This window comes from Agrobacterium larrymoorei, from assembly GCF_030819275.1.
GTDB classification, from domain to species: Bacteria; Pseudomonadota; Alphaproteobacteria; order Rhizobiales; family Rhizobiaceae; genus Agrobacterium; species Agrobacterium larrymoorei_B.
In genome coordinates this window covers 278,409-304,505 of sequence record NZ_JAUTBL010000001.1, presented here as the reverse complement: position 1 = coordinate 304,505, position 26,097 = coordinate 278,409, and the positions used below count along the sequence as shown (strand labels likewise).

Annotated in this window: 22 protein-coding genes; 18 read left to right on the top strand and 4 right to left on the bottom strand. The window is 54.6% G+C overall.

All coding sequences use genetic code 11. The annotated features are described in order from the left end of the window. Positions 1–429: 429 nt before the first annotated feature. Positions 430–810, bottom strand: coding sequence for a hypothetical protein (locus tag QE408_RS01330; RefSeq protein WP_306927882.1), 381 nt, complete (start codon positions 808–810; stop codon positions 430–432). Continuing rightward, complete coding sequence (locus QE408_RS01325; protein WP_306927880.1) at positions 810–1,076, bottom strand: hypothetical protein; 267 nt, start codon at positions 1,074–1,076, stop codon at positions 810–812. Before QE408_RS01325 ends, QE408_RS01330 begins: the two co-directional genes overlap by 1 nt. 103 nt (positions 1,077–1,179) lie before the next feature. Between QE408_RS01325 and QE408_RS01320 the strand changes: the two genes are divergently transcribed. The 15 genes from QE408_RS01320 (at position 1,180) to QE408_RS01250 (ending at position 18,055) form a co-directional block, all read left to right on the top strand. Further along, on the top strand, positions 1,180–2,595 hold the full coding sequence (locus QE408_RS01320) for a terminase large subunit domain-containing protein (protein WP_306927878.1): 1,416 nt from the start codon (positions 1,180–1,182) through the stop codon (positions 2,593–2,595). A 76-nt stretch (positions 2,596–2,671) separates the two neighbouring features. Then, entirely contained in the window at positions 2,672–4,912 is a 2,241-nt protein-coding gene (locus tag QE408_RS01315) for a portal protein (RefSeq protein ID WP_306927876.1), read from the top strand. Positions 4,913–4,922: 10 nt separating this feature from the next. Beyond that, on the top strand, positions 4,923–5,177 hold the full coding sequence (locus QE408_RS01310; RefSeq protein ID WP_306927875.1) for a hypothetical protein: 255 nt from the start codon (positions 4,923–4,925) through the stop codon (positions 5,175–5,177). A 61-nt stretch (positions 5,178–5,238) separates the two neighbouring features. Next, entirely contained in the window at positions 5,239–6,291 is a 1,053-nt protein-coding gene (locus QE408_RS01305; RefSeq protein ID WP_306927874.1) for a hypothetical protein, read from the top strand. 13 nt (positions 6,292–6,304) lie between these two features. Beyond that, positions 6,305–7,231, top strand: a complete 927-nt coding sequence (locus QE408_RS01300; protein ID WP_306927873.1) for an SU10 major capsid protein — start codon at positions 6,305–6,307, stop codon at positions 7,229–7,231. A gap of 71 nt (positions 7,232–7,302) precedes the next feature. Next, the gene (locus QE408_RS01295) at positions 7,303–7,641 is read left to right on the top strand and encodes a hypothetical protein (RefSeq protein WP_306927872.1); all 339 of its coding nucleotides are present in this window, start codon (positions 7,303–7,305) and stop codon (positions 7,639–7,641) included. 2 nt (positions 7,642–7,643) lie between these two features. Continuing rightward, the gene (locus tag QE408_RS01290; RefSeq protein ID WP_306927870.1) at positions 7,644–8,234 is read left to right on the top strand and encodes a phage adaptor protein; all 591 of its coding nucleotides are present in this window, start codon (positions 7,644–7,646) and stop codon (positions 8,232–8,234) included. Continuing rightward, positions 8,231–9,769: a hypothetical protein gene (locus QE408_RS01285; protein WP_306927868.1), complete on the top strand. Its 1,539-nt coding sequence runs from the start codon at positions 8,231–8,233 to the stop codon at positions 9,767–9,769. Before QE408_RS01290 ends, QE408_RS01285 begins: the two co-directional genes overlap by 4 nt. 24 nt (positions 9,770–9,793) lie before the next feature. After that, the gene (locus QE408_RS01280) at positions 9,794–10,090 is read left to right on the top strand and encodes a hypothetical protein (protein WP_306927866.1); all 297 of its coding nucleotides are present in this window, start codon (positions 9,794–9,796) and stop codon (positions 10,088–10,090) included. Then, positions 10,090–10,494 (top strand): hypothetical protein, encoded by a 405-nt coding sequence (locus tag QE408_RS01275; protein ID WP_306927864.1) that lies wholly within the window; start codon positions 10,090–10,092, stop codon positions 10,492–10,494. The genes QE408_RS01280 and QE408_RS01275 overlap by 1 nt, the downstream gene beginning before the upstream one ends. 16 nt (positions 10,495–10,510) lie before the next feature. Continuing rightward, positions 10,511–12,043 (top strand): hypothetical protein, encoded by a 1,533-nt coding sequence (locus QE408_RS01270; protein WP_306927862.1) that lies wholly within the window; start codon positions 10,511–10,513, stop codon positions 12,041–12,043. Further along, positions 12,043–13,461: a hypothetical protein gene (locus QE408_RS01265; protein ID WP_306927860.1), complete on the top strand. Its 1,419-nt coding sequence runs from the start codon at positions 12,043–12,045 to the stop codon at positions 13,459–13,461. The genes QE408_RS01270 and QE408_RS01265 overlap by 1 nt, the downstream gene beginning before the upstream one ends. A gap of 48 nt (positions 13,462–13,509) precedes the next feature. Continuing rightward, positions 13,510–14,457, top strand: coding sequence for a hypothetical protein (locus QE408_RS01260; protein ID WP_306927858.1), 948 nt, complete (start codon positions 13,510–13,512; stop codon positions 14,455–14,457). After that, positions 14,457–16,307, top strand: a complete 1,851-nt coding sequence (locus QE408_RS01255; protein ID WP_306927855.1) for a hypothetical protein — start codon at positions 14,457–14,459, stop codon at positions 16,305–16,307. Before QE408_RS01260 ends, QE408_RS01255 begins: the two co-directional genes overlap by 1 nt. 65 nt (positions 16,308–16,372) lie before the next feature. Further along, positions 16,373–18,055, top strand: coding sequence for a hypothetical protein (locus QE408_RS01250; RefSeq protein ID WP_306927853.1), 1,683 nt, complete (start codon positions 16,373–16,375; stop codon positions 18,053–18,055). A 26-nt stretch (positions 18,056–18,081) separates the two neighbouring features. On the opposite strand, the gene QE408_RS01245 is transcribed toward QE408_RS01250, so the two are convergent. Beyond that, positions 18,082–19,926 (bottom strand): recombinase family protein, encoded by a 1,845-nt coding sequence (locus QE408_RS01245; protein WP_306927852.1) that lies wholly within the window; start codon positions 19,924–19,926, stop codon positions 18,082–18,084. Between the two features lie 260 nt (positions 19,927–20,186). On the opposite strand from QE408_RS01245, the gene QE408_RS01240 reads away from it, so the two are divergent. The 3 genes from QE408_RS01240 to QE408_RS01230 all read left to right on the top strand — a co-directional run bounded on the left by QE408_RS01240 (position 20,187) and on the right by QE408_RS01230 (position 23,930). Continuing rightward, a complete protein-coding gene (locus QE408_RS01240) occupies positions 20,187–21,221 on the top strand; it encodes a D-alanyl-D-alanine carboxypeptidase family protein (protein WP_373465502.1) in 1,035 nt (344 codons plus the stop codon). 112 nt (positions 21,222–21,333) lie between these two features. Further along, a complete protein-coding gene (locus QE408_RS01235) occupies positions 21,334–22,482 on the top strand; it encodes a CobW family GTP-binding protein (RefSeq protein ID WP_306927849.1) in 1,149 nt (382 codons plus the stop codon). 155 nt (positions 22,483–22,637) lie between these two features. After that, entirely contained in the window at positions 22,638–23,930 is a 1,293-nt protein-coding gene (locus QE408_RS01230; protein ID WP_306927847.1) for a sensor domain-containing diguanylate cyclase, read from the top strand. 121 nt (positions 23,931–24,051) lie between these two features. Here the strand turns inward: QE408_RS01230 and QE408_RS01225 are convergent, their stop codons facing one another. Further along, on the bottom strand, positions 24,052–26,061 hold the full coding sequence (locus QE408_RS01225; RefSeq protein WP_306927845.1) for a hypothetical protein: 2,010 nt from the start codon (positions 26,059–26,061) through the stop codon (positions 24,052–24,054). Between the last annotated feature and the right edge of the window lie 36 nt (positions 26,062–26,097).

Below are 26,097 nucleotides of genomic sequence, written 5' to 3'. Positions count from 1 at the left end.
GCTAAGTGAAGATCGCAGAATATCCCCAAGGTTATTGCCTGTCCTTCACAACCACGGGCCGCCATAAAATCCGCTCCTGCACTCGGTCCCAGCCATCCGGCTCTTGTCGGATGTCACACGCGCCGGGATCGCATTTGCTGCATCTAAAACGGATAGTGCGGTAGTCTCTGTGTTGCCCGTAAACGCTGGCGAGGTCACGCGCTAATGCCTTGGCCTCTCGCTTACATTGCTTGCAGGTGGCGACTACCAACATTCGCTTCTGAGCAGCATATCCAAGTGTCTTGTCGCGCATCATTGGATGATAGAACAAAAAAGGAACGTCGCGCAATGCATCTGTGGATCATCCACAGGCTGCACTATCACCTACGATCCTGCTCAAATCTGTAACAGGTGTGAAACCAATTTTGATATAGGATTGCGACGCTTCACTCAAAGTGAAGGGCGATCTGGCTGAACTTCGATTACCTCTGCATCAATGATCTGCGCCTCTAGCGCTTTGCGTGCGCGGGCTGCATCCGCTTGAATATCTGCCATGTGCGTGACCTGCACATCAACTTCAACCCGTTGAGCAGCCTTTGGCATGATGTAAGCAGCGATCATTTCGATACCTTTGATCTTCACCATGTCGTTCTTACTATTGCGGATGAGGTCGAATAGGATATCTGCGCCTTCCTCTGCGAAGTCTTCGAACCTCGTCTTCAGGATTACCGGCATTGCTGGTCTGCCGTTTGCATTACCAGTCTGCCCAGGCCTAAATTTCTTTCTTTCCAAGGTCGCCTTTTGTGCTTCGCTAAGTACGCGCTTCGCCATTACGCCTCCATCTCGTGACCGCCGAGCAGGGCGATGAATTTTCGGCCATCGTCATCGTAGGTAAAGTCAATCGTGAAGGATTTCGGGCTTGTCTGCTCGAATGTATAATCGCGCCCGATTTCAACCGTGATCCACGTACCGAACCGTTTCTCGATCCACTGCGCAGTTGCCTCATCGGCTGGAAGGCCAGGATTGATCTTGCGGTATTCGGTCAGACCGTTCTCGCCGCGCTTATGGCCTTCTGCGATGTCGTATTGAATTTTCATGGGTGTTCTCCGTGCTGTCCATATTTAGCCGGAGGGAGCGTTTGAGCGCTCAAAATGGCAGGTGAAAATAAATAGCCGGACTTAAACAGCCGGTAGAAATTTTATGCACCTCAACAAAGAGGAACAGAAGCAATTTGCGGAGCTGCTACAGCAGTTTCACCAAGACATCGAATTCTTCGCGATCACGCTATTCGGACAGGATAACGCGCTTCGCCCCAAGCAGATCGAGTTCTGCAACGCCTTTCGCAATAACAAGCGCATCACCTTCAAAGGCGGCGTCGGCTTCGGCAAGACGCGTGCGCTGGCGATCCTCGTGTGGTGGAGCCTTTTCACGCACGATCAGGTGCAGGTCACGATCTTTGGACCGAACGAAGGTCAGATCAAGTCGGGTATCTGGAAGGAATTGCAAATCCTTCATTCCAAGATGCGTCCCATCTGGAAAGACCTATGGGACGTAACAGCTACCCGTATTCAACGAACCAAAAACTCTGCCGACTGCTTTGCCGAGTTTCGTCTTGCCAACAAGGACAACGTTTCGTCTGCACGCGGTATTCACCAGATCAACAATTTCGTCTTTGTGGACGAAGCCACAGGTGTTCCCGACGAGATTTACACGGAAGCGCTCGTAAACGTGCTTCGCGATCCCAATGGCAAACTGTGCCTGATCTCCAATCCGTCAACCACGAGCGGCTACTTCTGGGAGACATGGAACGGCAACATCGCCCCGATGTGGGCGAAGGTGCATGGTCGCATGACAGACGCGCCCCATGTCACAGATGAAGACCTGAAAGCCGCTGAAATCGAATACGGCGGCAAGTTCTCCCGCGAGTATCGCATCCTCGTCCTTGGCGAGTTTCCACTAAGCGACGTTGACGGTCTTATCCCTCGCAATCTCGTTGAGCAGGCTATCGAAAACGAGGCTGCTGTCCCGTCAGATCGTCTGCCGATTATTTGGGGGCTTGATCCTGCCGAAGGCGGCGACCGCAGCGTGTTGGTCATCCGCCACGACAACAAGGTTCTAGCAGTTCACTCCTGGCGCGGGCTGGAAACCAAGCAACTTGCGATGAAAGTTCGTGATCTCTTTCAGGCCACTCCAAAACAGCAGCGCCCTTTGGCGATCTGCGTTGACGCTATCGGTATCGGCAACGGCGTTTGGAGCGACCTACAATACATGGGCTTGCCGGCGAAAAAGGTCATCGTTTCGTCAAGCCCCACGCGCCGCGCCGACTTCTACAGCCGCTTACGCGATCAGTTGTGGTGGGAGTGCAAGGAATGGTTCGCCACCGAAAACGTCTGCATCCCGAACAATGAAGACCTGATCAAAGAACTGCTGCTCCCAAATTACGAGAGCGATAGCGGCAAGATCAAAGTCGAGAAGAAGTCGGATATGAAGAAGCGCTTCAAGGGCGTTTCTCCTGACCACGCAGACGCGCTTTGCCTGACCTTTGCGATCAGCCCAACGAGATACGCCAGCAAGTACGAATGGACGCCGCCGGTCGATCTTCGCCAGTACGAGTGACGGAAACTCACCTCGCAATAAATACGGGACAATCAATAAAATAAGTACGACGGGTCGCACCGTCGCGAAAGGCCCGATGGCGAAAATCACCAAGATTAAGAAATTTGATGAAGACGCGATCACTCGCAGCATTGCATTGGCTCTCAAAGAGGCCGTTGGCGTTTCAGTCACCAATATTGCGAACAAGCAGGAAGAAGCCCTCAAACTTTACATGCGCGAGCCGTTCGCGACGGATAAGGCGGGCGATGGTAAGAGCAAGTGGATCAGCGCAGACGTTCAAGAACGCACGGATTGGGCAACAGCGCAGTTGATCCGCGTCTTTGATAGTCAGAACCAAGTCGTAAGTTTCTGCCCAAACGAGCCAAACGATCAGCCCATTGCTGACCAGATGACAGACGTTTGCAATTTCGTCGTTCGCTCGAAAAACTCCCACGTCGCTATGCTTAGCCCATGGTCAAAGAACGGGTTTCTCACTGGCTTCGGCGTCATTACAGTTGAGTTCCGCAGGGAGCGCGAAGAGCTGCGCGAAGAACTTCTAAGAGGTGTGGCCGATGCACAATTGGTGGACCTCGTAGCACAGGAAGAAGCGGGCCAAATCGTAATCGAAGAGCGTGGTGAGCCATATGATGCTCCCACGCAAAAACTCCCAGGATTGCCGGAAGAGTTAGAGGCAATTGCCTCTCAGATGCAGCGAAAAGTCCGCGACATCAAAATCCGTCGTATTCGCGAATTTCCGCAGATGAACATCGTCAATCTCGCTCCGGAAGACTTTATCGTTTCCAAGGACGCGCAGATTGACCAACAGAGCGGGGGCATCAAAGCTAAACTGCAAGGTCATAAGCGCGTAATCAGCCGCAGCGAATTGGTGGAAATGGGCTTTGGCGAGAGGAAAGTTGCGTTGATCCCACTAGCCGACGCTGACACCGATGGAATGTCGCTACAACGCTCCAAGGCAACTGATTACGACGACGGCACAGGCGAAGTTGAAGACGACGTCACCGTTTATGAGGTTTACACGAAGACCGATATCGGATCGGGTAAGCGCCGTCATTACCGCATGGTGCTTGGTGGCGATCTCGAAAACAAGCCGGTCCTGCTGCATTATGAAGAGGTCAGCAAATTCTATCCATACGCTGCATTCGTGCCGTTCCCGATCCCAAACACGTTGTTTGGTCAGGGCATGGTAGATCGCGTTGGACCCACTCAGCGCCTTGTATCTCAGATCACTCGTGCGCAGCATGACAACCTGAACAAGTCGGTCAATCCGATCACCGTCTACAATCCAGACCTTGTTCGTGCCGACGATCTTTTGAATATTCATGCTGGTAAAGCAATTCGCAGCGAAGACCCCAGCGCGGGCATTTCGTGGGTGCAGCATCCATTTACGGCGATGCAGGCACAGCCGCTGCTTGAAAGCCTCAAGCAGGATCTAGATTACACGACAGGTGTTGGTGGTGCATTGGCATCGGTTAATGCATCCGACTTGCAGAACACGACCGCGACGGCGAACGCGCAACGCGCAAGCAGCCAGCAGATGCTTGTGGAGCAAGTGTGTCGCGAGTTCGCTGACACCGGCTATCGCTACCTGTACCGCATCATCATCGACCAGTTCCAGCAGAACCCAGAAGATGCGGAAATCTACATTCGCCGTCTGACAGGCTCTTACACGCCGATCCAGATTGACATGTGGGACGCCGATATGGACGTAACAGCGAACGTTGCGTTCGGCGTCACTGACAAGATTGGCAACTCCGCGAACCTGCAACAGGTATTGGCGCTGCAAACGCAATTTCAGCCGATGGGACTTGCCAACCCTCAGACGCTTTACACTACAGCGACGAAGATCGCGGAGAACGCGGGTTTCAAGAATGCGCAGGCTTTCTTTGTCGATCCATCGACATTGCCACCACAGCCACCCGCTCCACCTCCACCGGACCCGAATAGCGCGTTGATCGAGCAGATGCGTATCAAGGGCGAACTGGATGCTGCTGCCAAGCAGAAGGAATACGAATTCCAGTGGAACAAGTTGCGCATGGAAGACGACCTAAAGCGCGATCAGATGGCACAGGATTTGGAAATCAAGCGTGCCGAGATCGAGGCTAAGTACCAGGCCCAGGTCAACATCGCACGCATTCAGCAAGAGCAAGCACGCGAGCGCAACGACCTGGATTTTGCGGTCGCGGCGAATGAGGCGCAGACGCAGATCAAAGAGGCTCAGCAGCAGCAAGCGCAGCAGGAGCAAGCAGCGGCAGCACAAGCTGCGCAACAGCAGGCAATGATGCCTCCACAGGCTCCGCAGATGCCTCCACAGTTTTAAGGAGTAAGCAGTGAACCAAGAAATTATCACACGCGGTCAGAACGCAAAGCGCGTGCTGGACATGCCGGAATTTCAGATGCTCGCAGATGAAGTGCGAACCGAAATCTTCGACCGTTTCCGCAAGACCAACGTAATGGATCGCGAAGAGCGTGAAGAAACACACCGCATCATTTACGCCTTCGATCTGTTTGTAGCCCGACTAGAAAAGTATGTTTCGAAAGCAGAAGCCGAGATTGCCATAGCAGGGCACGTGCCAGACGCATAAGAGCATCAAGAACAACAGTCCTCAGTAAATACGTTATCACTAACAATTACTGAGGTAATATATGGATACGACCAACACTCCCGTTGAGGGAACTGGTTATTCGGTGGCGGAAGCCGCAACACACATCGAACAATTCTTGGACTCCGACGGAACAACCGAGCAAGTAGATGCTGATAATGAAGCCGACGAGGTTTCAACTACCCTAGAAGCCGACATCGAGGACGACGCGGACACTCTGGAAACAGACCCCGAAGAGATCGACCCCGACGAGGACGAAGGTGACACGGAAGAAGCAGATGTACCAACTGCTGCCGATCCAAACGAAATCGTGTTCGAGCATGACGGACAGCCGATTACTCGCGAGGAGGCAACAAAGGGATATCTACGTCAGTCCGACTACACGAAGAAGATGCAAGAGATTGGATCGCTCCGCAAACAGTGGGTCGTTCAAGAAGTTGAATATCATCAAATTCGTGCTCAATCTGAGCAAGCGCTAAACAATCTAGCCGCTCACGTTGCACAGGTCTTCGAAATGAACTCGTTCGGTGATGAGCCGGATTGGGAAATCGAATTCCAGATTGATCCTTACGAAGCCAACTTGAAGCGCATTCGTTGGGAAAAAGACAGGGCAGCATGGCAGCAGAAGCAAGGCGCTCGTGAACAGGCCGTGAAGGCGATTTACGATGCACAGAATGAGGTGGCACGTCAAAACGCGGCTCACCTAGAAGCGAAGCGAGAACACGAAATCGTCGAATCTCGTGTAGCTCTTGCGGAACGTTTGCCCGAAGTTTTTGGCGATGCAAAGAAGGCCGATCTTCGTCTTTTGGAAATGTCCTCGTTCCTGCAGGAACAGGGCTTCAGTCCAGACGAAATTCTGACCGTTACAGACGCTCGCACCATCGCGCTCACCCATTACGCAATGCTCGGAATGGAAGCAGCAAAGAAGGTCAAAGCGGCGGTTCAGAAGATTGAGTCCAAGCCACCAATGACAATGCCTGGAACCGTGACCACGCGCACGCCGGTCAAGGATAGCGGCTTTGCCAAGCAGGCACAGAAATACAAGCGAACCGGCGACTTTAATGACGCCGTGAACGCGATCAGCAAACTACTATAAGGAGAAGCCAATAATGGCCGTACTAAAAACCACAGACGTTTCGCACGCACGCGAAGACCTCGGCAATTTCATCTCGATGATCTCGCCAGAAGAAACACCATTCCGCACTGAAATCGGCAAGACAAAGGCGAGTGGTCGTTACCACGAAACCCTCGCAGATTCTCTTGCGGCTCCAAACAAGGATAACGCAGTTGCAGAAGGTGCAGATGCTGTCGATTCCAACCAATCCGGCCCTGTCCGTCTTGGCAACTACACGCAGATTTTCCAGAAGACAGGTAACGTCGCTGGTACTTTGCAGGCTGTTGAAACTGCCGGTACGAAGAACGAAAAGGCACGTCAGATCGCTAAACTCGGCGCTGAACTAAACCGCGATATTGAAGCGGCCCTAGTTTCCGACAACGCAAGCGTTGGCGGTGCTACACGTAAACTCGGTGGTGCAGAAGCGTGGATCAAGACCAACGCTGCGCACGGCACGAACGGTGCCACCGCTGGCTTCACCGGAACACTCGTTGGCGCTGTTACGAAGGGTACGAACCGTACTCTTACGGAAGCAATGTTCAAGAAGATGGTTTCAGACGTTTGGAACGCTGGTGGTGATCCTCGTTTAATCATCGCTCCGGGTTCGTTGAAGGCTGCAATCTCCAACTTCACCGGCAATGCGACCAAGTACCATGAGGTCAAGGACAAGACGATCTACGCAGGCGTTGACGTTTACGTTTCCGACTTCGGTACTCACACGATCATTCCTCACCGCTACATGAGCGCAACAACGGTTATCGGCTTCGATAAGAGCCTTTGGAACGTTGCTGTATTGCGCGGCGTGTCGAAGACAGACCTTGCTAAGACTGGTGACGCGGATCGCGTGCAGTTGCTCACAGAACTCACACTTGAGTGCTTGAACGAAGCTGGCAACGGCAAGATCGCTGACGTTACAGCCTAAGTCATAGAAACGGGGGTCTAAATGGCCCCCGTTTTCCAATCGCCAATAATAACAAAAAGACGAGGCGAACAGTGGAAAGTATCCAACTAGAAGCGGGTGATCTCATCACCCATGGTACGTTTCTGTACTACGCAGACGAATTGAAAACAGTCTGGATTACGCGCGAAGGCGACCAGATGTGGGCAACAACAGAGTGGAAGATTGATCCGCTCATAGAGGCCAACAAAGCCGAAGCAAATTCTTTCTCCCGTAGTGGTGGACTTGGCGACTTGCAGAAAGTGGCATCTGTCCCGATGGGTGTTTACCAGAAGTGGGACAAAGACGGCATTGTGGAAGACAAGCAGGCATTTGCTCGTCGCCTGAACAATGCGGATTACGCTGCTTTCCGCACCAACAACTTGAAGGTCTGACGATGGCCTTTGAAACCTACAATGAAATCCTCACTGCCGTTGGCGACTACATCATGCGACCGGATGCACCGATTGCAAGTTTCATCGCGCTTGGTCAGGCCGATGTCGCACCCTTCATCAAGCACTATCAGCAAGAAACCACAGTCACGCTCACGTCTGTTGCAAATGCGGTAGCTTTGCCGACCGACTTTCAAGAGGCACGTCGTGTCGTGGTTGACGGTGAACTCGCCATTCCGACGAGTATCTATCGCAAGGACTTCCTGACAGGCTCGATTAACTACTACCAGAAGGGCAAGCAGTTGGTGTTCGTGCCATCAAGCGACACGAGCCGCAGCGTTGAACTTATCTATTACGCCCGTGTCCCATTCATCGACGCGACACGTCAAAGCAACTGGCTCACCGAGAACGGCTTCTCATCTGTGATCTTCCACGCAGCGCTTGTCCGCGCCTATCGCTGGATGAAGGACAAGGACAGCGAAGCGCTTGAGAAGACCAGCCTGAACGAGGCGATTGCCAACGTGGTCGCGGATCATAACCGCGCAACAGGCAGCGGCAATCAAGTCGAAATAGACTTCGGAGGGCCATTGTTTTGATCCTCGATAGCGCTCTCGGTCCTTGGCGTCCTGACCTTCCAGACCTTAACAATCCGGGTGTCACGGTCGCCCGCAATGTCACTCCTGGCATCGGCTCTTTTGCAGGCAGCGTGACCTATAATCCGCTTCGTCGTGCTGCCGTCTTCTCAAGCACTGCAATGGCGAGCCGACCCACAGGCACGGCAGTAGGACAGGACCAGTACGGCAACGCGAAGGTCTACGGCGGCTGCGCAAGCAAACTTTATCGCTTGTCGCCGGAGACACGCGCTTGGAGCGATATTAGCCGCACTGGTGGTTACACGAGCGGCGGCGCTGATCGATGGAACTCCGTGGAGTTCGGTTCGTATCAGATTTTCACCAACTTCAACGATGACCCGCAATACATCGATATGAACTCCGATGATGCGCCGGGAGCAAAGTTTAAGCCCCTCACGTCGCTTTGCCGTGGCCGTTATGTCGGCACCCACAAAGGCTTTGTGATCCTTGGCAACACATGGGACGCTCTGGACGGCTCGAAGATCAACCGAGTTCGTTGGAGCGGTCAGGAACTTCCGGGTGACTGGGCATTCTCGGCACAAACACAAGCCGACTTTCAAGACATTCACGGTTACGGAGCAATCCAAGGCATTGTCTGCAATGACAGCGTTTGGATTTATATGCAGCGTGCCGTGGTGCAGATGACCTACGTTGGTGCGCCCTACGTGTTCCGTGTCGATACTCGTGTTGAGGGTAAAGGCTGCACAATTCCTGAGAGCATAGTCACCGTGGAAGGCAAAACGTTCTTTTTCAGCGAAGACGGCTTTTACATGCACGAGCGCGGCGATCAATTGGCTCCGATCGGTATCGGTAAGATCAACAAGTATTTCCTCGCAGACGCGGACGTGTCGCAGTTCCAGTTCATGACTGCCGTGGCCGATCCGCGCGAAACACTCATTTACTGGTCTTACGTCAGTAATGAAGCCGTAGATGGAACGCCGGATAAAATGCTCATCTACAACTACCAGACTGGTGAATGGGCAGAGGCAGAAGCAACCGCTGATTTTCTGTTCAACTCCCGCAGTCTGCCTTGGACTATCGACCAGTTGGACAAGTACGGCAGCATCGACAATGTGCCCGCAAGCTTCGATGACCCCATATGGGCAGGTGGCAATGCGATGATGTGGGGCATGGACATAACGGGTCAGATTTACTCGTTCTCCGGTCCAACCCTGCCAGCAATTATTGAGACACAAGAACAGCACCTCATAAACTCAGTGCGTGCGGCTGATCCTCGTTCAATGGGTGATCGGACGAACGTGCTTGGCGTGCGACCGTTCTTCGAAGGCTTCAATGCCAGCGTGGCAGTATCCGTCGGATCAAGGAGCCGCAGCAATGATGAAGTGAGATGGTCAATGCCATCAACGCCTCATCCAGATACAGGCTTCGCCCCGTTCCGACTACAGAACCGTTTCCATCGTTTTCGACTGCAACTGAATGGTGATTGGCGGAAGGCCTCCATGGTGCAAATCGACGCTAATTCCGCTGGCTTCCGCTAAATACGACAACAGGTGAGGTGAAACGTGCAAAGCATTTACAATCCAGATGACAAGCGAGCAGTGCAACAGGTCGTAAATGAACTCGTGCGCCAGTTCGACAACACCGGATCGATAACGCTTGCTCTTTCGAAGACCTCAACAGTGGTCAGCAATCCAAAGGTTCTGTCAACAAGCGTGATCGTTTTGCAGCCTAGAAACACGAGCGCAGCATCAATCGCCGCGACGACGTTTGTGAGCAGTAAGGCCGATGGACAGTTTACGATCACCCACCCAAGTTCAACGACGCCACGTGCGTTCGACTACGTAATTCATGGAGTGTGATGGCAGTTCAGAGGATCGACACCGCAGAACAATTCGACCTCGAATATCCTCGTGTCCGTGACTGGCTGATCAAGGCACTCAAGCGTCAACTCTCCGGTGGCGACGAAGCAGACCTTTTGAATGGTCTGGTTGAACGAAAATACCTGCTGTGGACGAGCGAGAACGCAGTCGCAGTAACGCAAATCCTGAACGTCGATGATGTCGATGTTTGTCACCTTTATTTGGTCGGTGGCGAGCGGGCGAATGCGTTGGAAGAGATTTTGAACGGTGCGGGCGAAGTCGAGCAATGGGCAAAGTCGAAGGGCTGCAAGGGCTTCTACGGCATTGGAAGGCCGGGTTGGGAAAACGCGCTCGCTCCACACGGTTTCAAGGTGCGGACGGTCAATTTGTACAAGGAATTTTGAATAAGGAAATTACGCGATGGTCTCTAAAACACCAAAAGAAACGACAACGAAGACAGAGCCATGGGACGGCGCAAAGCCGTATATTTCCAAGTACCTCGCTCAAGCCGATAAACTCTATTCTGAGGGCAAACCCGAGTATTATCAGGGGTCAACAGTTGCGGATCAGTCATCGGCAACCAAGGACGCGCTCTCCATGCAAGAGGCTCTGGCACGCTCCGGTTCCGCCGCAAGCGGCCTAGCCACAGCAAGCAACGCAGTGAACAACATCACGTCCGGTGGAGCGTTCAGTTCTCAACCAAACGCCACGCTGTCGCAGTTGCAGAACGGCTTGAACTTGGGAACTAACCCTGCCGCCGCAAGCGCTGCTAACCTCGCTGCTGGTGGAACTGGTGGTCCCGGCAATTCAACTCTCGCGGCGGGTCAGAACTTCACGAACGCGGCGCTCGGTTCGCAGCAGGCTCAGGCCGGTGCTTTAGCTTCCGGCAATAATCCAGCGATGGACTATCTGAAAGCAACTGCATCCGGTGCCAATGTCGGCAACAACCCGTACTTGGATGCAACGGTCAGCAACCAGCAGACCAAGATTGCAGATCAGTTCCGCAACATCACCGCTCCACAGATCGATAGTCAGGCAGCAAGCCTGGGTCGTATGGGATCGGGCGCATATGCACGTCAGCGCAACAATGCGGAGACAACGGCAGCGACGGCAATGGCTGACGTGGCAACGAGCATGTACGGCAACCAATACAACACGGACAAGGATCGCCAAATGTCGGCTGCTGGTCAGTATGGCAACTTCTACAACAGCGATCAGCAGAACCAGTTGAACGCTAACCAGAACCTAGCCAGCACGAGCGCTAACCAGCAGGGATTGCGCAACGATGCGGCGAGTGCTGCCAATAGCGCGTATCAGTTCGACAAGAACCTTCAATTGCAGGGAACGAGCCTGCAAAGCGACATTTACAATTCCGGCATCAGCAACCAGTTGCAGAACCGCAATCAGATGCTCAACGCTGCCAACTCGCAGGCCAGTAATCAGGTCGCGCAGGCAAACACGCAGTTGAACGGCGCTGGCATGGCCGGTCAGCAATATGCGAACCAATATCTCCCAACTGATAAACTCGGACAGGTCGGTGCGCAGATCGATACGAGAAATCAGGACGTGTTGAACGCGGACATCCAACGTCATGACTACCAACAGAACCAGCCGCTTTCCAACATCGCGAACATGATCAATCTCGCGAATGGCGGCAATTACTCGAACACGACAACGCCTGTGTATTCCAACTCAGGAAGCCAAGCGTTGGGTGCTATGACTTCGCTCCTGGGTATGCTCGCGCTTTGCGATGAGCGCACAAAGATTGTCTTCGAATGCGTTGGAAACTTCCCGAACGGCATTCCGATGTATCGCTTTGCCTACAAAGACAAGCCAGAGGAAGTGTTCATCGGTCCATTGGCGCACGAAGTCGAGGCGGTTCTACCTGATGCCGTGGTTGAGATCGCGGGCGTCAAACACATCATCACAGACACATTCATGGAGACCGCGTAATGTTCGATCTATTGGAATTTCTCAAGCGCTTGCAAGGCGGTCAGGACGCACCGACCGGCGTAATTGGTACGGCGCAGCAACCACAAGAGCAGCCACAGCCTCAACAGCAAAATCTCCTGTCTCGTTTCCTGCCCCAGGACGAGGATAAGCGCGATGCACTTGCCTCGCTTTTGTTGAACTCAGGTGCGGGAATGATGGTCGCTGGTGGACCGAGTGCAACGCCAATGAACACGCTGAGTGCAGTCGGGCAAGGGCTTGGTGCAGGTGCCAAAGCCTATGCGCAGGCAAGAAACGACGCGGTATCGAATTCGGTCAGTCGCGCGAAGCTGCGCAGTGATCAGGTGAAGTTGCAGCAGGCACAAGCCGCGCAGAACTTTGCCACTGGCGTCCACACAGATGGCGACGCAGGTTTTTCGATCCCTGATTTGAAGAAATTGTACCAGCAGTATTTGGCGATGGGCGAGTTTAGCGCTGCCAACACCATTCTTGAACGCATACAGCGCCTAGACGACGAGCAAGCGAAAAAGGGCTTGGTGCGCGGCGACAGCGGTTACCTGTTGGCTGATGGTGTTGCAGCGGGCGAAGGCGCAATCGAGCGCAGTAAAGCGGCTGGTCGCGTGCAGGGCGAAGAGCAGTACAAGAAGACCGACGACATTCGCGAATACGAACTTTACGAGCGGCAGGAAGGCGCTGCCGGTCGCACACCACAAGATTTTACAACGTGGTCCCGTCAGAACAAGAAATCCGGCTCAACTCAGGTCACAGTTGGTGGCAACAGCGACAAGTTCAAAGAGAAGTCGGACGAGAACGCCGCAAAGCGTTTTGATGAGATCGCTGGTGCCGGTGCAAGTGCTAATCAGATGGTTGGCGACATGGACCTGCTTATCGATCTGGGCCGCAAAGTTGAAACCGGTAAGGGTGCGGAATGGAAAGCCGCTATTGGTCCCTATGCGGAAATGGCTGGTGTCAGTGTTGATGGCCTCAACGAAATCCAAGCCTATCAGGCAGTCGTTTCGCGTATCGCTCCGAACCTGCGTCCTGCAGGTTCGGGTGCAACATCCGACTTTGACGCCAAGCAGTTCCTGTTGAGCATCCCAAGCATTGGCAACACGCGTGAAGGTAACGAGATCATCGCAAGCACGATGCAATCGGTCGCTCAAAACAAGATCGCTGCAGCCGAAATTGCAAACCGAGTCCAGCGCGGCGAGTTGACTTGGCAAGACGGTGACAAGGAAATCGCAGCACTTCCTAACCCTTACACGAAGTTCAAATCGTTCAAAGCGGGAAGCGATAAACAGAAGAACGGGAACACGAGGCCAGCACAGGGCGGCACGATCGTTACCGGCAGCGATGGTGTGCAGTACCGTTTCAAGGGCGGGGACCGCAACAAGAAAGAGAATTGGGAACCCATTTTATAACCCGCTCAAGCGGAGAGAATAAGAAGCCCGAAAAGGGACGAGGAATATTTGGCCAACTACATCAGATATCGAAATCAAGGCGCAACACGTAACCGACCACTAGACGACGATCTCATCAACCGACTTGCCTATCTCCAAGACATGGGGATCACTATGGAGGTTTTCTCCGGTGGTCAGCCATCGAAGGACGAAGGCGGCGCTCGTGTCGGAAGTGTTCGGCATGACCACGGCGGCGCAGCCGATGCTTTTTTCTACAAGGACGGTCGCAGACTGGATTGGGCCAACGAAGAAGATCTTCCCATCTTCCAAGAGATTGTCAGCAAGGGCAAGCAAAACGGCGTAACCGGCTTTGGTGCTGGTCCCGGCTACATGCAAGCGGGCTCCATGCATATCGGTGGCGGAAAGCCTGGAGTGTGGGGCGCTGGTGGAAAGGGCGAGAATGCGCCTGGATGGCTAACGGCGGCATACAACGGCACGAAGTACGAGCCTGTTGATCCGGTTGCCGAAGTCGTAGCAGCCGCACAAACAACGCCAACACAACCAGTCGTGCAAGCCGATCCGCAATTGCAGGCTAAGGGCGCCGCAGTACCGGACGAGCGTGGCATCGGGAAGAAGATTTTCGACCGCGTGCTAGGCACTGAAACAGCAGATCAAGCCAAAGCCTCACTGCTTCCAAAAGTTCTCCCTGATGAGTTTATGGGCGTCAACACCAAGAAGGGCATCAACCTTCTTGGAGCACTCAGCAGTGCGTTTGCCAACTCAAGCCAAACGGATGACCTCAACAAGCAAGCGCAGCAGGCAGCACAAGCGGGACAAGCCCGCCGTGGTCAGGCGCAGCCAGTACAAGTCAGCCTCATGAACTCGCAGACGCAGACCGGCGATGAAGTTCAAGGCGATATGAAAGCGCTCGCTGCCCTAAGCCCGCAAGAACTCATGGAACTGCTCAAGAAACAAAAAATGGGAGGTCTCGGTGGCCTCGGAGGATGGCGCGTATAATGGCAATGCCTTGGGAAATGAACTGGGACGAACCAGCAAAAGAAAAGAAATCAGAAGCACCAACGGGCGGTATGCCATGGGACCGTGATTGGTCGGCTGAGCCAGAGGCGACACCCGAGCCTGTATTCAGTGGCTCGCTTCTCCCGTTGAGCAAGGACGCAAGCGGCGAAGTGAGTTTCGACAGTAATGCCGGTCTGCTTGGCAGTTTCAAGAAGGCGTTCATGACCCCCGGCGATGCAATGGCCGGCAAGTTTGATCCAACGAGCGATGAGGGTATCGGGCGCGCTTTCGAATTTGCGACGACGTTTAGTCCCGCAGGTCTGCAAGGCGCGGTTCCAAAGACAGCAACAACCGTTGTTCCTCGCAGCGGTTTTAATCCCGTCAAGAACACGATCATCGGCAAAGCGGATGACGGCGCGGTTATTGCGCAGCGTGTGAAGGACTTTACCGATATCGGCGTGCAGCCAACGACTGGCATGGTTTCAGGCTCCACTCGCGCAGCTGCCAAGGAACACGCTTTGTTGATGACCGGCGCGGGCAAGAACCTTCAAGAGCGCATGGGCGATGCTTACACGAAGCAAGGCGACGAATTCGGCCGCATCGTTGATGGAATTACCAGCCGCACCAATCCCGGTTCAAAAACGACCACCCGCCAAGAACTCGGTGATATGCTCCCAGAGCAGGCGCAAGCGGCCAAAGACGCTGCTTATGCGCGTTCGGAAAGCCTCTACAATGATGTCGGTCGATTGACTGGCGACAAACCAGTAGCCAGCGATGCAACGAAGGCGTTTAGCAAGTCCTTGGCGGAAACCAAGAAGGGACTTGGCAAATCGGAAGCGCTCAATCGCGGTCCTCAACTCGATCAGGCCCTTCGTCAGACGCAAGCGATTGTCGATGACATGGGCAAAGGTATGACCTTCACTAAGTTGAAGGAAGCACGCACGGCCATCAGCCAGATCGCAAACAAGCCCGATGTAGACCCTGCATTGAAAGCGCACCTACAGGGACTTCGCAACGCAATCACAACGGACATGGAAGCAACTGCACGTGGCGCAGGCGATGACGCACTACAGGCGTTCCGCAAGGCGAATAACCACTATCGCCGTACCGTCGATGGCGACACTGGTTTCGGCAAGGGCAGTCCGGTCAACACGCTGATGAACAAGCCAACGCCGGAAGAGGTTTACGGCTATGTCATGGGCAAGTCGAAAGAGGGCGGCTCTCGATTGAACGCTGTTCGTCGTCAAATCGAGAAGAGCGAAGACGGCAGAGCCACATGGGATAATCTGACCGGCTCCGTAGTGGAGCGCATAGGCTTGAAGAACGCTGATGATGTTGGCTCCTACGACCCCGGCATGTTCATGCGCAATTGGAAGGCGATGGCGCCGGAAGCGAAGGATGTTTTGTTCAAAGGAACTGGTCGCGCTCAGTATCGTGCAGACCTAGATCGCCTCGCACGTATTGCGGATGACATGGCGAAGTACGGCAAGCACAAGAACCACTCCAACACGCAAACCCATAAGACCATGCTTGAGGAAGCCAACCCCTTTGACAAGGGAAGTTTGCTTGCGGCGGCATTGGCTGGTCCCAAGGGCTTCGCGCTGGCAGCGGGTGCAAAGAGCGCGAATGCCCTGAGCAAGGGCTACCAAGCGAAGATGCTCTCCGACCCGGAAACGGTTCGTTGGCTCGCAGGCATTCCGCGCGCCCAGGTCGAGAAAGGTGGGCTGCGCAAGCATGTTGGCGCTCTGGTCGATATCGCACGAAAAACGCCTGATCCGGTCACACGCACGGCAGTCTACGACTACCTGCGTACAGTGGGTTATGAGCCTCAAAACAACGATAACAATTAAATACGGGGAGCGGCAACGACCGCTTCTGACACCCAATAAGAATAACAAGAAAGCGGTGATCGCCAATGGTAGATATCAGTGATCCTAAGTGGTCAGAACAAGACCCTGCAAACAACGGGGCGGCACCAGACGGTGTGCAAGGCGGTTATGCTCCAAGCACAATCGCTCCTATTCTGAGAGCCACGCGTGGTGGTGTTAAGCGTGCTTATAATAAGATAAATGCAGTTTACACGACGACTGGAAACGCAACAGCGCTGGTCCTGACGCTGGCAGCTACGCCGGATGCCATTTTCAAAGGCGAGCGTTATGCATTCTTCTCTTCGCATACCAACACCGGGGCGATGACGCTTAACGTGAACGGGCTGGGCGCTAAGTCGATCCTGCAACAGGATGGAGCAGCCCTAAAGGCGGGACAGGTCGTCGCAGGAACGGCGACCGCAGTTATCTACGATGGCACGAACTTCCGTCTTGAGAACTACATCAGCAATCCGAAATTCTCAGGAACACTTACGGTAGACGCTTTCTCGACCACAGGGACAATGTCTGCCGGGGATACTTCAGTTCTCAGCCTTACCTCAAGTGGGAGTATTACGTCTTCCTTGGTCACCGTGAGTGGTGCGGCAGGAACAGATCGCCTTGTTGGTTGGAAAACGGCGGATAAGCAGCGCTGGGCCGTGTTTACGAATGCCAGTGCCGAGAGCGGCGCAAATGCCGGTTCGGACTTCGCTGTCGCTCGTTATGCCGACAACGGCGATTACATCGATGCGCCGTTGAGCATCAATCGAAAAGAAGGGACGGTGTATGTCCAGAAAGACCTCGTAACCAAAGGCCGCGTCTACGTTGGTTCCGCTGGATCGTTTTTGGAGACCGATGGCAATGTCGCGTTTACAGGTGGGACCGCCTCGCTTTTCGGACCTAATCTCGGACACGCACTTGACCAACGTCTGTTGAAAAGCGGTGGCACCATGACTGGTACGCTCGGCCTACCGTCGGTGAGCGATAGTTCCTTCAGACAAGGCAATGCAGATGCTGCCAGTTACACGAGCCACAACCTGGTGATGAAGGGTTGGTGGGGAATGGGAATGGCGACATACGACAATTCCGTCAATGGCTACTACGATTTCCGCCTTGGCAAATGGGACACTAAGGGCGGCACATTCAAAGACGGCACTGAATATGTTCAGCCGAACGGCCAGATGCACAACATCAGCATCAATCTAAGCGCGGGACAACTTCGAGACGCTGGTTCGCCGACCGGTCGAGCAATGACGTTCAATTGGAACGGTCAATCCGGTACGCCGGACTGGCTATGGGGCGGTTACGACGGCACGAATATGTATGTTTTCAGCCCTAGCAACATCTCGGTTAAGAACGCTGCGCAGTTGGGCGGTCTTCCCGCATCGGCGTACAAACAGAACAAGTTTTTCCAAAGTGGAAACCAAGACTACGTTACCAACAGCGTTAGATCGGTCGACCACGGTCTTGGAAGCAAACCAAACTTCTACGCAGCAGAACTTGTGTGCACAGTCGCTAACAGTGGATGGGCGATTGGAGACGCAATTGACATTGCCTCCACCGCGCAGCCTTGGTCGGGACAGGGACACTTCGGCCTTCAATATTGGGCGACACCAACCGCCATCAATTGGAAAGTTGCCGTGAACGGCATCCTAATCTTGGATAAGAGCGGTGGCGGTAACGTCGTCGCTCCTTCTGCAAATTGGGCTTTGCGTTTCCGGGCAGGGTTCTAAGTGTTTGGACAAGGAGCCCTAAGAATTCAGGGGGATTTTGCCCCCTTAGATTTTCGGGGGGCAGGGGAGTTTTTATCGTTCATGACCGCATCGGCAATTTGCCTGCGCTCGACGACATCATCAAAGTGATCTTTGCCGCTGATGTTGATAAACGGCTCCAAACTCGGCCCTCGCGGCCTAATCTCAATAGCGTTTTCGAAATCCGGACTGCCATCGAGACCACGTTCCGCGAACATTACACGTCGGCCAACTTTGTTGATTTGCGAGGACATGTCGTACTGGTCAATCAGATCGCCTTTACGATCAAACATGTACCCACGTAAGCCGCCCGCGACACCAACCATTACCGTCTTTTGTTCGAAGTTGATGGACATCGTCGAGATGAACCGCTTCAGCAGTCGAGCAACCCTGGCACGGCTTTCATAGACAAGGGCTGCATCGCCCGACGACCACAGTGCGCGTTCTTGCTCCATGCGCTCGACGGCATTCGACATCTCCTTTTGACGACCGTCCAGAGCTGCAAGGTCTTCATTCAACTCCCGCAATCGCGCAATTGCTTGCTCTCGGAGTTGGCGAGCAGTCTTGAGGCGAACCATCAGGTTCTTCCTGTCGGCGTCCTCATCTGCATTTTCGATAAAGTCCATAAGGTTGTCGTACTGACGCGATGCCTTTTTCGCGCTTTGCTCGGTCAGAGCGATATTCCGCAGTATCTGCTCGCGGTTCTGGTCTTGAGCACCACCGCGATCGATGTCGGGGTCGAGGATTGTCAGGTGCTTGAAGATTGCTTCCTCTAACACATCGTACCGATACAGGCCGCTCGATTTCTCGCACGTTCCAGTTCGCGAAAAGTTGTCGCAATAGAGGTAGAAGTGTTTGCCACCGGTGCGCAGTCGAAGAGAACTCCCGCAGTGCTGGCAAGTGATCTGCCCCGAAAAGAGATTGGTTATCCGATTGCCTTTGTGTCGCCCTCGACCAAAAGAAATGCGGAGACCTCGCTGCACTCGCCAAAACAGTTCTTCACTTACCGCAGCAGGGTAATAGTTTTTGATCGGTTCACCGAAAGGCCGTCTTTCACCCTCCACAACGTGCGTTGGCTGGTAAGTCCCGATGCAGGCTTCGTCACGGATGATCCGCCCGACGTTTGCTTGGTACCACTGGCCTTTACCGCGAAAAGTCGGAATGCCTTCGCGATTTAGAAGTTTTGCAATTGTTACCTGTCCAATGCCGCTTTCAGAAAGTTGAAAAATACGCTGCACGGCGAGGGAGTGGGAGTTTAGCCTAAACTCCCATTTTTCGTGGCCAACCTTGACTGGATCAATCCAGCCGTGAGCCATTGGGTGAAAACGACCAACTCCCTTCGCGGCGTTGTTACGGCGATTTTCGGCCACAGCCTTCAACCGCTTGCTCTTCGTTTCACTTTCCTCATGAGCGCGTGCCATGACGGTCAGCGAGATGATCAATTGGGTGAAATTGGCGTCAACCGTAGCCTTCGAGTACACTTGGTTGTCGTTAAGGGTGACGATGACGATACCGCCGTTGATCAGTTCCATGAAAGGGACCAACGCAGTTCGAACCTGTTGACGACTAAGGCGGTCGAGGCTTTCAACGAGCAGATAACTGCCAGGCTTTATGCGGCCCTCTTTCGCTGCCGCAAGAAACTGACCGAATTGCCCCTCGGTAAGGTTCGCACCGGTCCAGGCACTTACGCCCTTGTCAGCGAAAGTGGTTTCCTCATCAAGCTTGAGATTGTGCCGATCTGCGTACTGCCGGGAAAGGTCAAGTTGCCGTCTAAGGCTGTCACCCTTGATCTGGCGTTTCGAACTCATTCGAATGTACGAGTACGCCACCGGCCTCGCATCAAAATCTGTCATTCCCAAACCTTTCCTCTTGCACGGCACCACGCGCTGAGGCTTATGTTTCCTATGCGGCAATCTTACAGCGCAAAGCGTTTAGGAATGTTGTAAAACTAGCAATGTTTTTTGCCATTGCTAGGCCATATATGGTGAATATTGCCAATCCCGCAAAGAAGACGGGAATTTGAGGACAGGCCTTGCAAGACGATCGCAGAACACGCCGCGCCGCTGGACGACTTTCGAAAACCGTTGCCGCTGTGGCTGCCAGCATATTGGCGATGACATCGTTGGCTGAGGCCAATCCCAAGATTGTGGTGGATGTCAAAACCGGCAGGGTGATTGCGCATCAGGAAGCCTTTCGCAAATGGTATCCGGCATCGCTGACCAAGCTGATGACGGCCTATATTGCTTTCAGCGCCATGAAATCCGGAAAGCTCAGCCCCGAAACGCCTGTGGTCTTCAGCAAGCATGCTTCCGATCAGCCCGCCAGCAAGATGTATTTCAAGCCCGGCTCGAAGCTCACACTCGATAGCGCGCTGAAGCTGCTGCTGATCAAGTCTGCCAATGACGTCGCGGTGGCGATTGCAGAAACCATTGGCGGCTCGGAAGACAATTTCGTCGCGCAAATGAACGCTCAAGCCGCGCGCCTCGGCATGTCCTCCACCCATTACATCAATCCCAACGGCCTTCCCGGCGCCGGGCAGTATACGACAGCGCGCGATCTGGCGCTGCTGGCGCTTATCATCAAGCGTGAGTTTCCAGATTATGCGGGTTACTTCTCGCTGGAAGGTGTGACGACCGGCAAGAAGAACTATGCCAATTACAATATGCTGGTCGGCCGCTTCGATGGTGCCGATGGCATGAAGACCGGCTTCATCTGTGCCTCCGGCTTCAATCAGGTGTCTTCCGCCAAGCGTGATGGACGGCAGGTCATTTCCGTGGTTCTTGGCTCCGACAGCCTTGCCGGGCGCACCGATGAATCCGCCGAGTTGCTGCAGCTTGGCCTGACTTCGCCAGCCGGGCAGGGCGTATCGCTCGCCTCTCTCGCGCCCTATGGCGATACGCTTGCGGTCAATGATATCAGCAAGGAAATCTGCAATCCGAAGGCCGCCAAGGTGCGAAGCGAAAGCCGCGACGAGGCGGGCCGCATGATTATCAAGTCGCCCTATGTGCGCGAAATGACACGTCCACCGGTCTATTCCTTCGCTGGCCTGATCCCCGGCACGGAACCGGTTGCGGTGGCTGAAACAAAGGGCAAGGGCGAAAGCCAAATGGCCAATGTGCCGATCCCGATCCCGCGCCCGGCTTTCTGATGCTTGGAGTTTCTGGATATCTAGCGAAGCCTTTTAGATGTCTAGCGGCTTTTCCAACCCGCGTTTGATGCTATAAGCGGCTCATTGTAACATTATAACGAAAAGGTGCCTTATGGCATTCGAACGGATCCCCGTGTCCATTCTCACCGGCTTCCTGGGCGCCGGCAAATCGACCTTGCTCAACCGGCTGCTGAAAGACCCGGACATGGCCGATGCAGCCATCATCATCAACGAGTTCGGTGATGTGAGTATCGATCACCTGCTCGTGGAGCGTTCGGGTGACGGTATCATCGAGCTTGCGGAGGGTTGCCTTTGCTGCACCGTGCGCGGCGAGTTGGTGGATACGCTGGCCGAACTCATGGATGGCATCCAGACAGGACGTTTGAAGCCGGTAAAGCGGGTGGTGATCGAAACCACAGGGCTCGCCGATCCGGCGCCCGTCATGCAGTCCATCATGGGCAATCCTGTCATTGCGCGGAACTTCATGCTGAATGGCGTCATCACGGTTGTCGACGCGGTCAACGGGGCGTCGACGCTCGATCATCATGAGGAAGCCGTGAAGCAGGTGGCGGTTGCCGACCGGCTGGTATTGACGAAGAGAAAGCTAGCCTCCCCGGATACTGTCGCGACACTCGTTGCTCGTCTTGCTCATCTCAATCCGCGCGCGGCGATTGAGGATGGTGATCAGGAAAAGTGGAGCGCCGCAAGCCTTCTGGACAACGGTCTTTATGATTTTGCCAGCAAGAGCGCGGATGTCAGCCGGTGGCTGGGTGAAGAGGCCGCGCATGATGAAGACCATCATCATGGCGATCATCACCACCACGATCATGATCATCATCACGGCCACGATCATCACCATCACCACCACGATGTGAACCGGCACAACGCGTCCATTCGGTCTTTCTCGATCATGCATGATCGCCCTATCGATCCGATGGCGATTGAAATGTTCGTGGATTTGCTGCGCTCTGCTCATGGGGAAAAGCTTTTGCGGATGAAGGCGATCGTTGCGCTTTCGGACAATCCGGACCGGCCGCTGGTTCTGCATGGCGTGCAGTCCATCTTCCATCCGCCGCAGCGTTTGCCTGCATGGCCCGACCCTCAAGATCGCCGCACCCGCATGGTGCTCATCACCAAGGATTTGAGCGAGGATTTCGTCAAGGATCTGTTCGCGGCCTTTACCGGAACAGCCAATATCGACAGGCCGGATCGTCAGGCGATGACAGACAATCCACTCGCGGTGCCTGGGCTGAGGTTCTAATGTCGACGAGTGCGATTGCGATGAAAACTGCGTAAACGTCGCATAAGTCGGTCATAAGGCTGATCGTCGTGAGACCAACCATGATTTCTTGTGCTTGAATCAAATACATTCGTGCCTACTAATAAATAGGCAGGGGTTGGTTCAAGGAGAAGATTTTGCACAGAGGGGCGCAGTGGCTGAAGGAAAACGCACAAGCCCGCTTGGCGCTTTTCGACTTTGCTTTCGAACATGCCCCGGTCGGCGTCGTATTTCATGATGTCGATGGTCGTATTCGTCGCGCAAACCAGGCCTTCTCCCGGCTTGTCGGCATTCCCCTCGATATGCTTCAGGGTATGTCATTCGCGGATTTTGCCCATCCCGACGATGTCGACCGGGACCAGACGCTGTTCAATGCTGTTATCGAGGGCGCGCGAGATGGGTACTCCATCGAGAAGCGTTATACCAATCGGCACGGCGCAATCGTTCATGTGGTGATCCATCTGACCGCGATGCGGGACGCGACCGGGAATATCGTGCAGTTATTGTCTCAGGTCCAGGATATCTCCGCTCAAAAGGAAAGCGAGCGGCAACTGGCGGAAAAGGCGGCACAGCTGGAGCTTGCCATGGAAGCCGTGCGTGGCGGGTTCTGGCACATGGATGTGGCCGCGGGCCGCTTCGAAACCTCCGAACGGCTGGCACAGTTCATAGGTGGTCCGGCGGCTGCGCGGCTTGATCTGGCGCTCTATCTGGCGCGGGTCAATCCTAGCGACATGGCGGCTGCTGATCTAACGTCTCTGTTGTCCGGCGAAGTCGATCACTCCTGTGCGGAGTACCGTCTCAACACAGTTTTTGGGGAGAGATGGATGCGCTGCGACCGCCGTCTCTTGCGTAATCCTGACGGAACACCGCGCAGGATCGTGGGCGTCGCTATCGATTTCACCGACGAGCATCTGCGTCTCAAGGAATTCGAGCGCCGCTCGGAAACCGACGCTCTGACCGGTCTTCTCAATCGACGTGGTCTCGCCATGCGCTTCCCACTGCTGTCATCATCGGCTGGATGGACGGTTTTGCTGATGGACCTCGATGGCTTCAAGATCGTCAATGACGTTCACGGTCACTCCGCAGGCGACAAGGTGCTGCTAGAGACTGCCAGGCGTCTTGAGCAACACGTCTGTCCCGGAGATCTGGTCTGTCGAACGGGCGGAGACGAATTTGTGATCGTCGTTGCGGGAGACCTCACTGTTGCCGATCAAGTCGCAGCCCGCATCGTGGAAGGCATGCGCGAGCCCGTCAGCGTCGGCAAAACGACTGTCGATGTCCGTGCCACGATCGGTGGCGTCTGGACGCCCGCCAAGACGTCTCTCGATGAGCTCCTGGCCGATGCCGATGTCTTGCTTTATCAGGCGAAAGCGGCAGGCAAGGATCGGTGGACCTTGGAAGCCAAAAGTCATCCTGCCATCACCCATTGAGGTGCGGCGTCTACGGCCGGTGGAGGCTCGACTGGCTTAACTCTGTCTTTCTTTTAAAGATATATGGCCTGGGGGAGAATGCGCGCGCCGTTGCCGACGCGCGTAATGTTTCGTTTCTCGGTTACTCGGCCGCCGCCTGAATATCGACCTTGTCGAGGAGAACGAGCGGATCCTGCGATGCGGCCGCGAGGTCGAAGATCCCCAACCCGTTGGGGCTCTTCGCCTTGACGGTAACGGTGAGGGTACCTGGCTTGAGGACGAAGGCGGCGAGGGCATCGGTTGCGCTTCTAAGCTGCGGCCGCTCGGCGGCAACCTGTTGCAGCAGGAAGCTTGCACCCAGCGTCAAGGTCGTGCGCGCTTGTGCTTCGCTGATGTTGTTCTGCAAGGCGTAGAGCTTCGTCAGGAGCGCTACTCCACCTTCATCCTTCCAGGTGAATTTGATCTCACGACCCATCACGCTGAAAAGCGCTGCGTAAGCATTGGCGGCGTCGAACGAGAAGAACTCTTTGGTGATACCGCTCAACAGGCCTGACAGTTCGATCCGGCCAAAATCCTTGCCGCTGACAGAGATTTGGCGAATTGCCAGGCTGCTGTTTTTTTCATCCCAAGCGCTTGAGAGCGCGTAGGAGAGTGTCAGTTCCTTGAAGCCCAGCGCGCGCGCCTCGGCAAATTCAGAGGAACCCTCCGGGATTGGGATAACGAGATCTTCCATCTTGTTTTCGAAATCGGTCGGAATGCCGTTGACCGGATCCTTTAGCACCGTTTCAAAGTTCCTGAGCGTGAACTTGATGCGCTCGGGTTTGCCGTCTACCGGTTCGTCCGACTTTTTCGGTCCTGAGGTGTCGAAATCCAAACCAGCAAGCCGCAGCCGGTCGAAGGTTGGGAAGAACTGCTTAACGGGGAAGGTTGCCAACTCGTCTGCTTCCAGAGCGGCGGCCTGGGTGAGCCCCTTGGCGGGCAAGGTCCAGTCAAGCCCTTTGATGCTCGCCTCTTCCATCAAGACCTTGTCTTCACCGTTGGCGATGGACAGGCCGTGCAGGCCGAAATCCGTCTTGTGGCCTTCGATCTGCATTTCAATGCGGTCAATCGTGGAGATCGACCGCTTGCCTTGCGTCCCTGCAACCTCGTCGGCAGCATCGATCTTGAGTCCGATCAACTGAATGTTGCTCTTTCCGATCATGCCGAAGATCGAGAGGACCTTGCCGAAATATGCCTGGCGTTGCTCAGACGTCAGATCGTCGATGTTTTGGACTGCCGTGATTGCCGCAAGCGTTTCGACGAGTGGTTGAGCCGGCATTTTGGCGCTGAAACCGTCGCTGCGCAGTTCCTCGTAGCTAAATCGTCCCGAGCGATCGGACATGGACAGCTTGCTCACGGAAACAGGGCCATAGACCTGCTTGGGCTCCTTGTCGTCTGGACCAGCCGCTTCCGTGTAGAGCCTGGCCGCGTAGGCGAGGTCGACATCCTGGCCTTTGATTTCGCCGGTCGACATCGTCATTGGTTTTGGTTGAGACGCGCTCTTGCCGCCGCTTGCAGCAACGCTGGCATCGATACTTGTCTTTTCGATGGTGTATTGTGCGATCCGCCCATGGGCAATATCCGACATGACCGCGTTTGTGTAAACGATCTTCTGTTCCAAGCTCCCTATGGATTGGGAGACCGTCACGACAGGCATGGAGATGCGCTTGGCCGAGAAGCGCCCGATGCGCTTGGAGAGCGAAATGTCAGCATCTTTCCCATCTGCTTGCGATGAAGCAGGTCGTTCGACCTCGGCATTCTCAACTCGGGCGTTGGGAATGACGATATTGGTTTTCGCCACATCCATGGAGACGTTGCTGAGTTCCAGCACGCCGTCGGCAAAGGGGAGTTTCGGGCGTCCGTCAACCGAGGCAATGCTGATTTTCTCACCTGTCTCCAGAGGCAAAGTCAGGTCGCGGATGTGAACTTGTCCCAGAAAGTCGACATCCACCGAAGCCGCGGTCGCGCCTCTTTCGGCAATGATTTTTTCGACCTGCTTCTGATAGTACACCTTGGCACCGACCGCGCCCGCGCCAACGATAACGATGATCGCCGTTGCGGCCAAAAGGGCCTTCTTCGTTCCGCTGCCGGTCTTGGTGTTTGCTTGTTCCACGATGCCTGTCCTCTCCAGCCCAAATGACGATTGAGG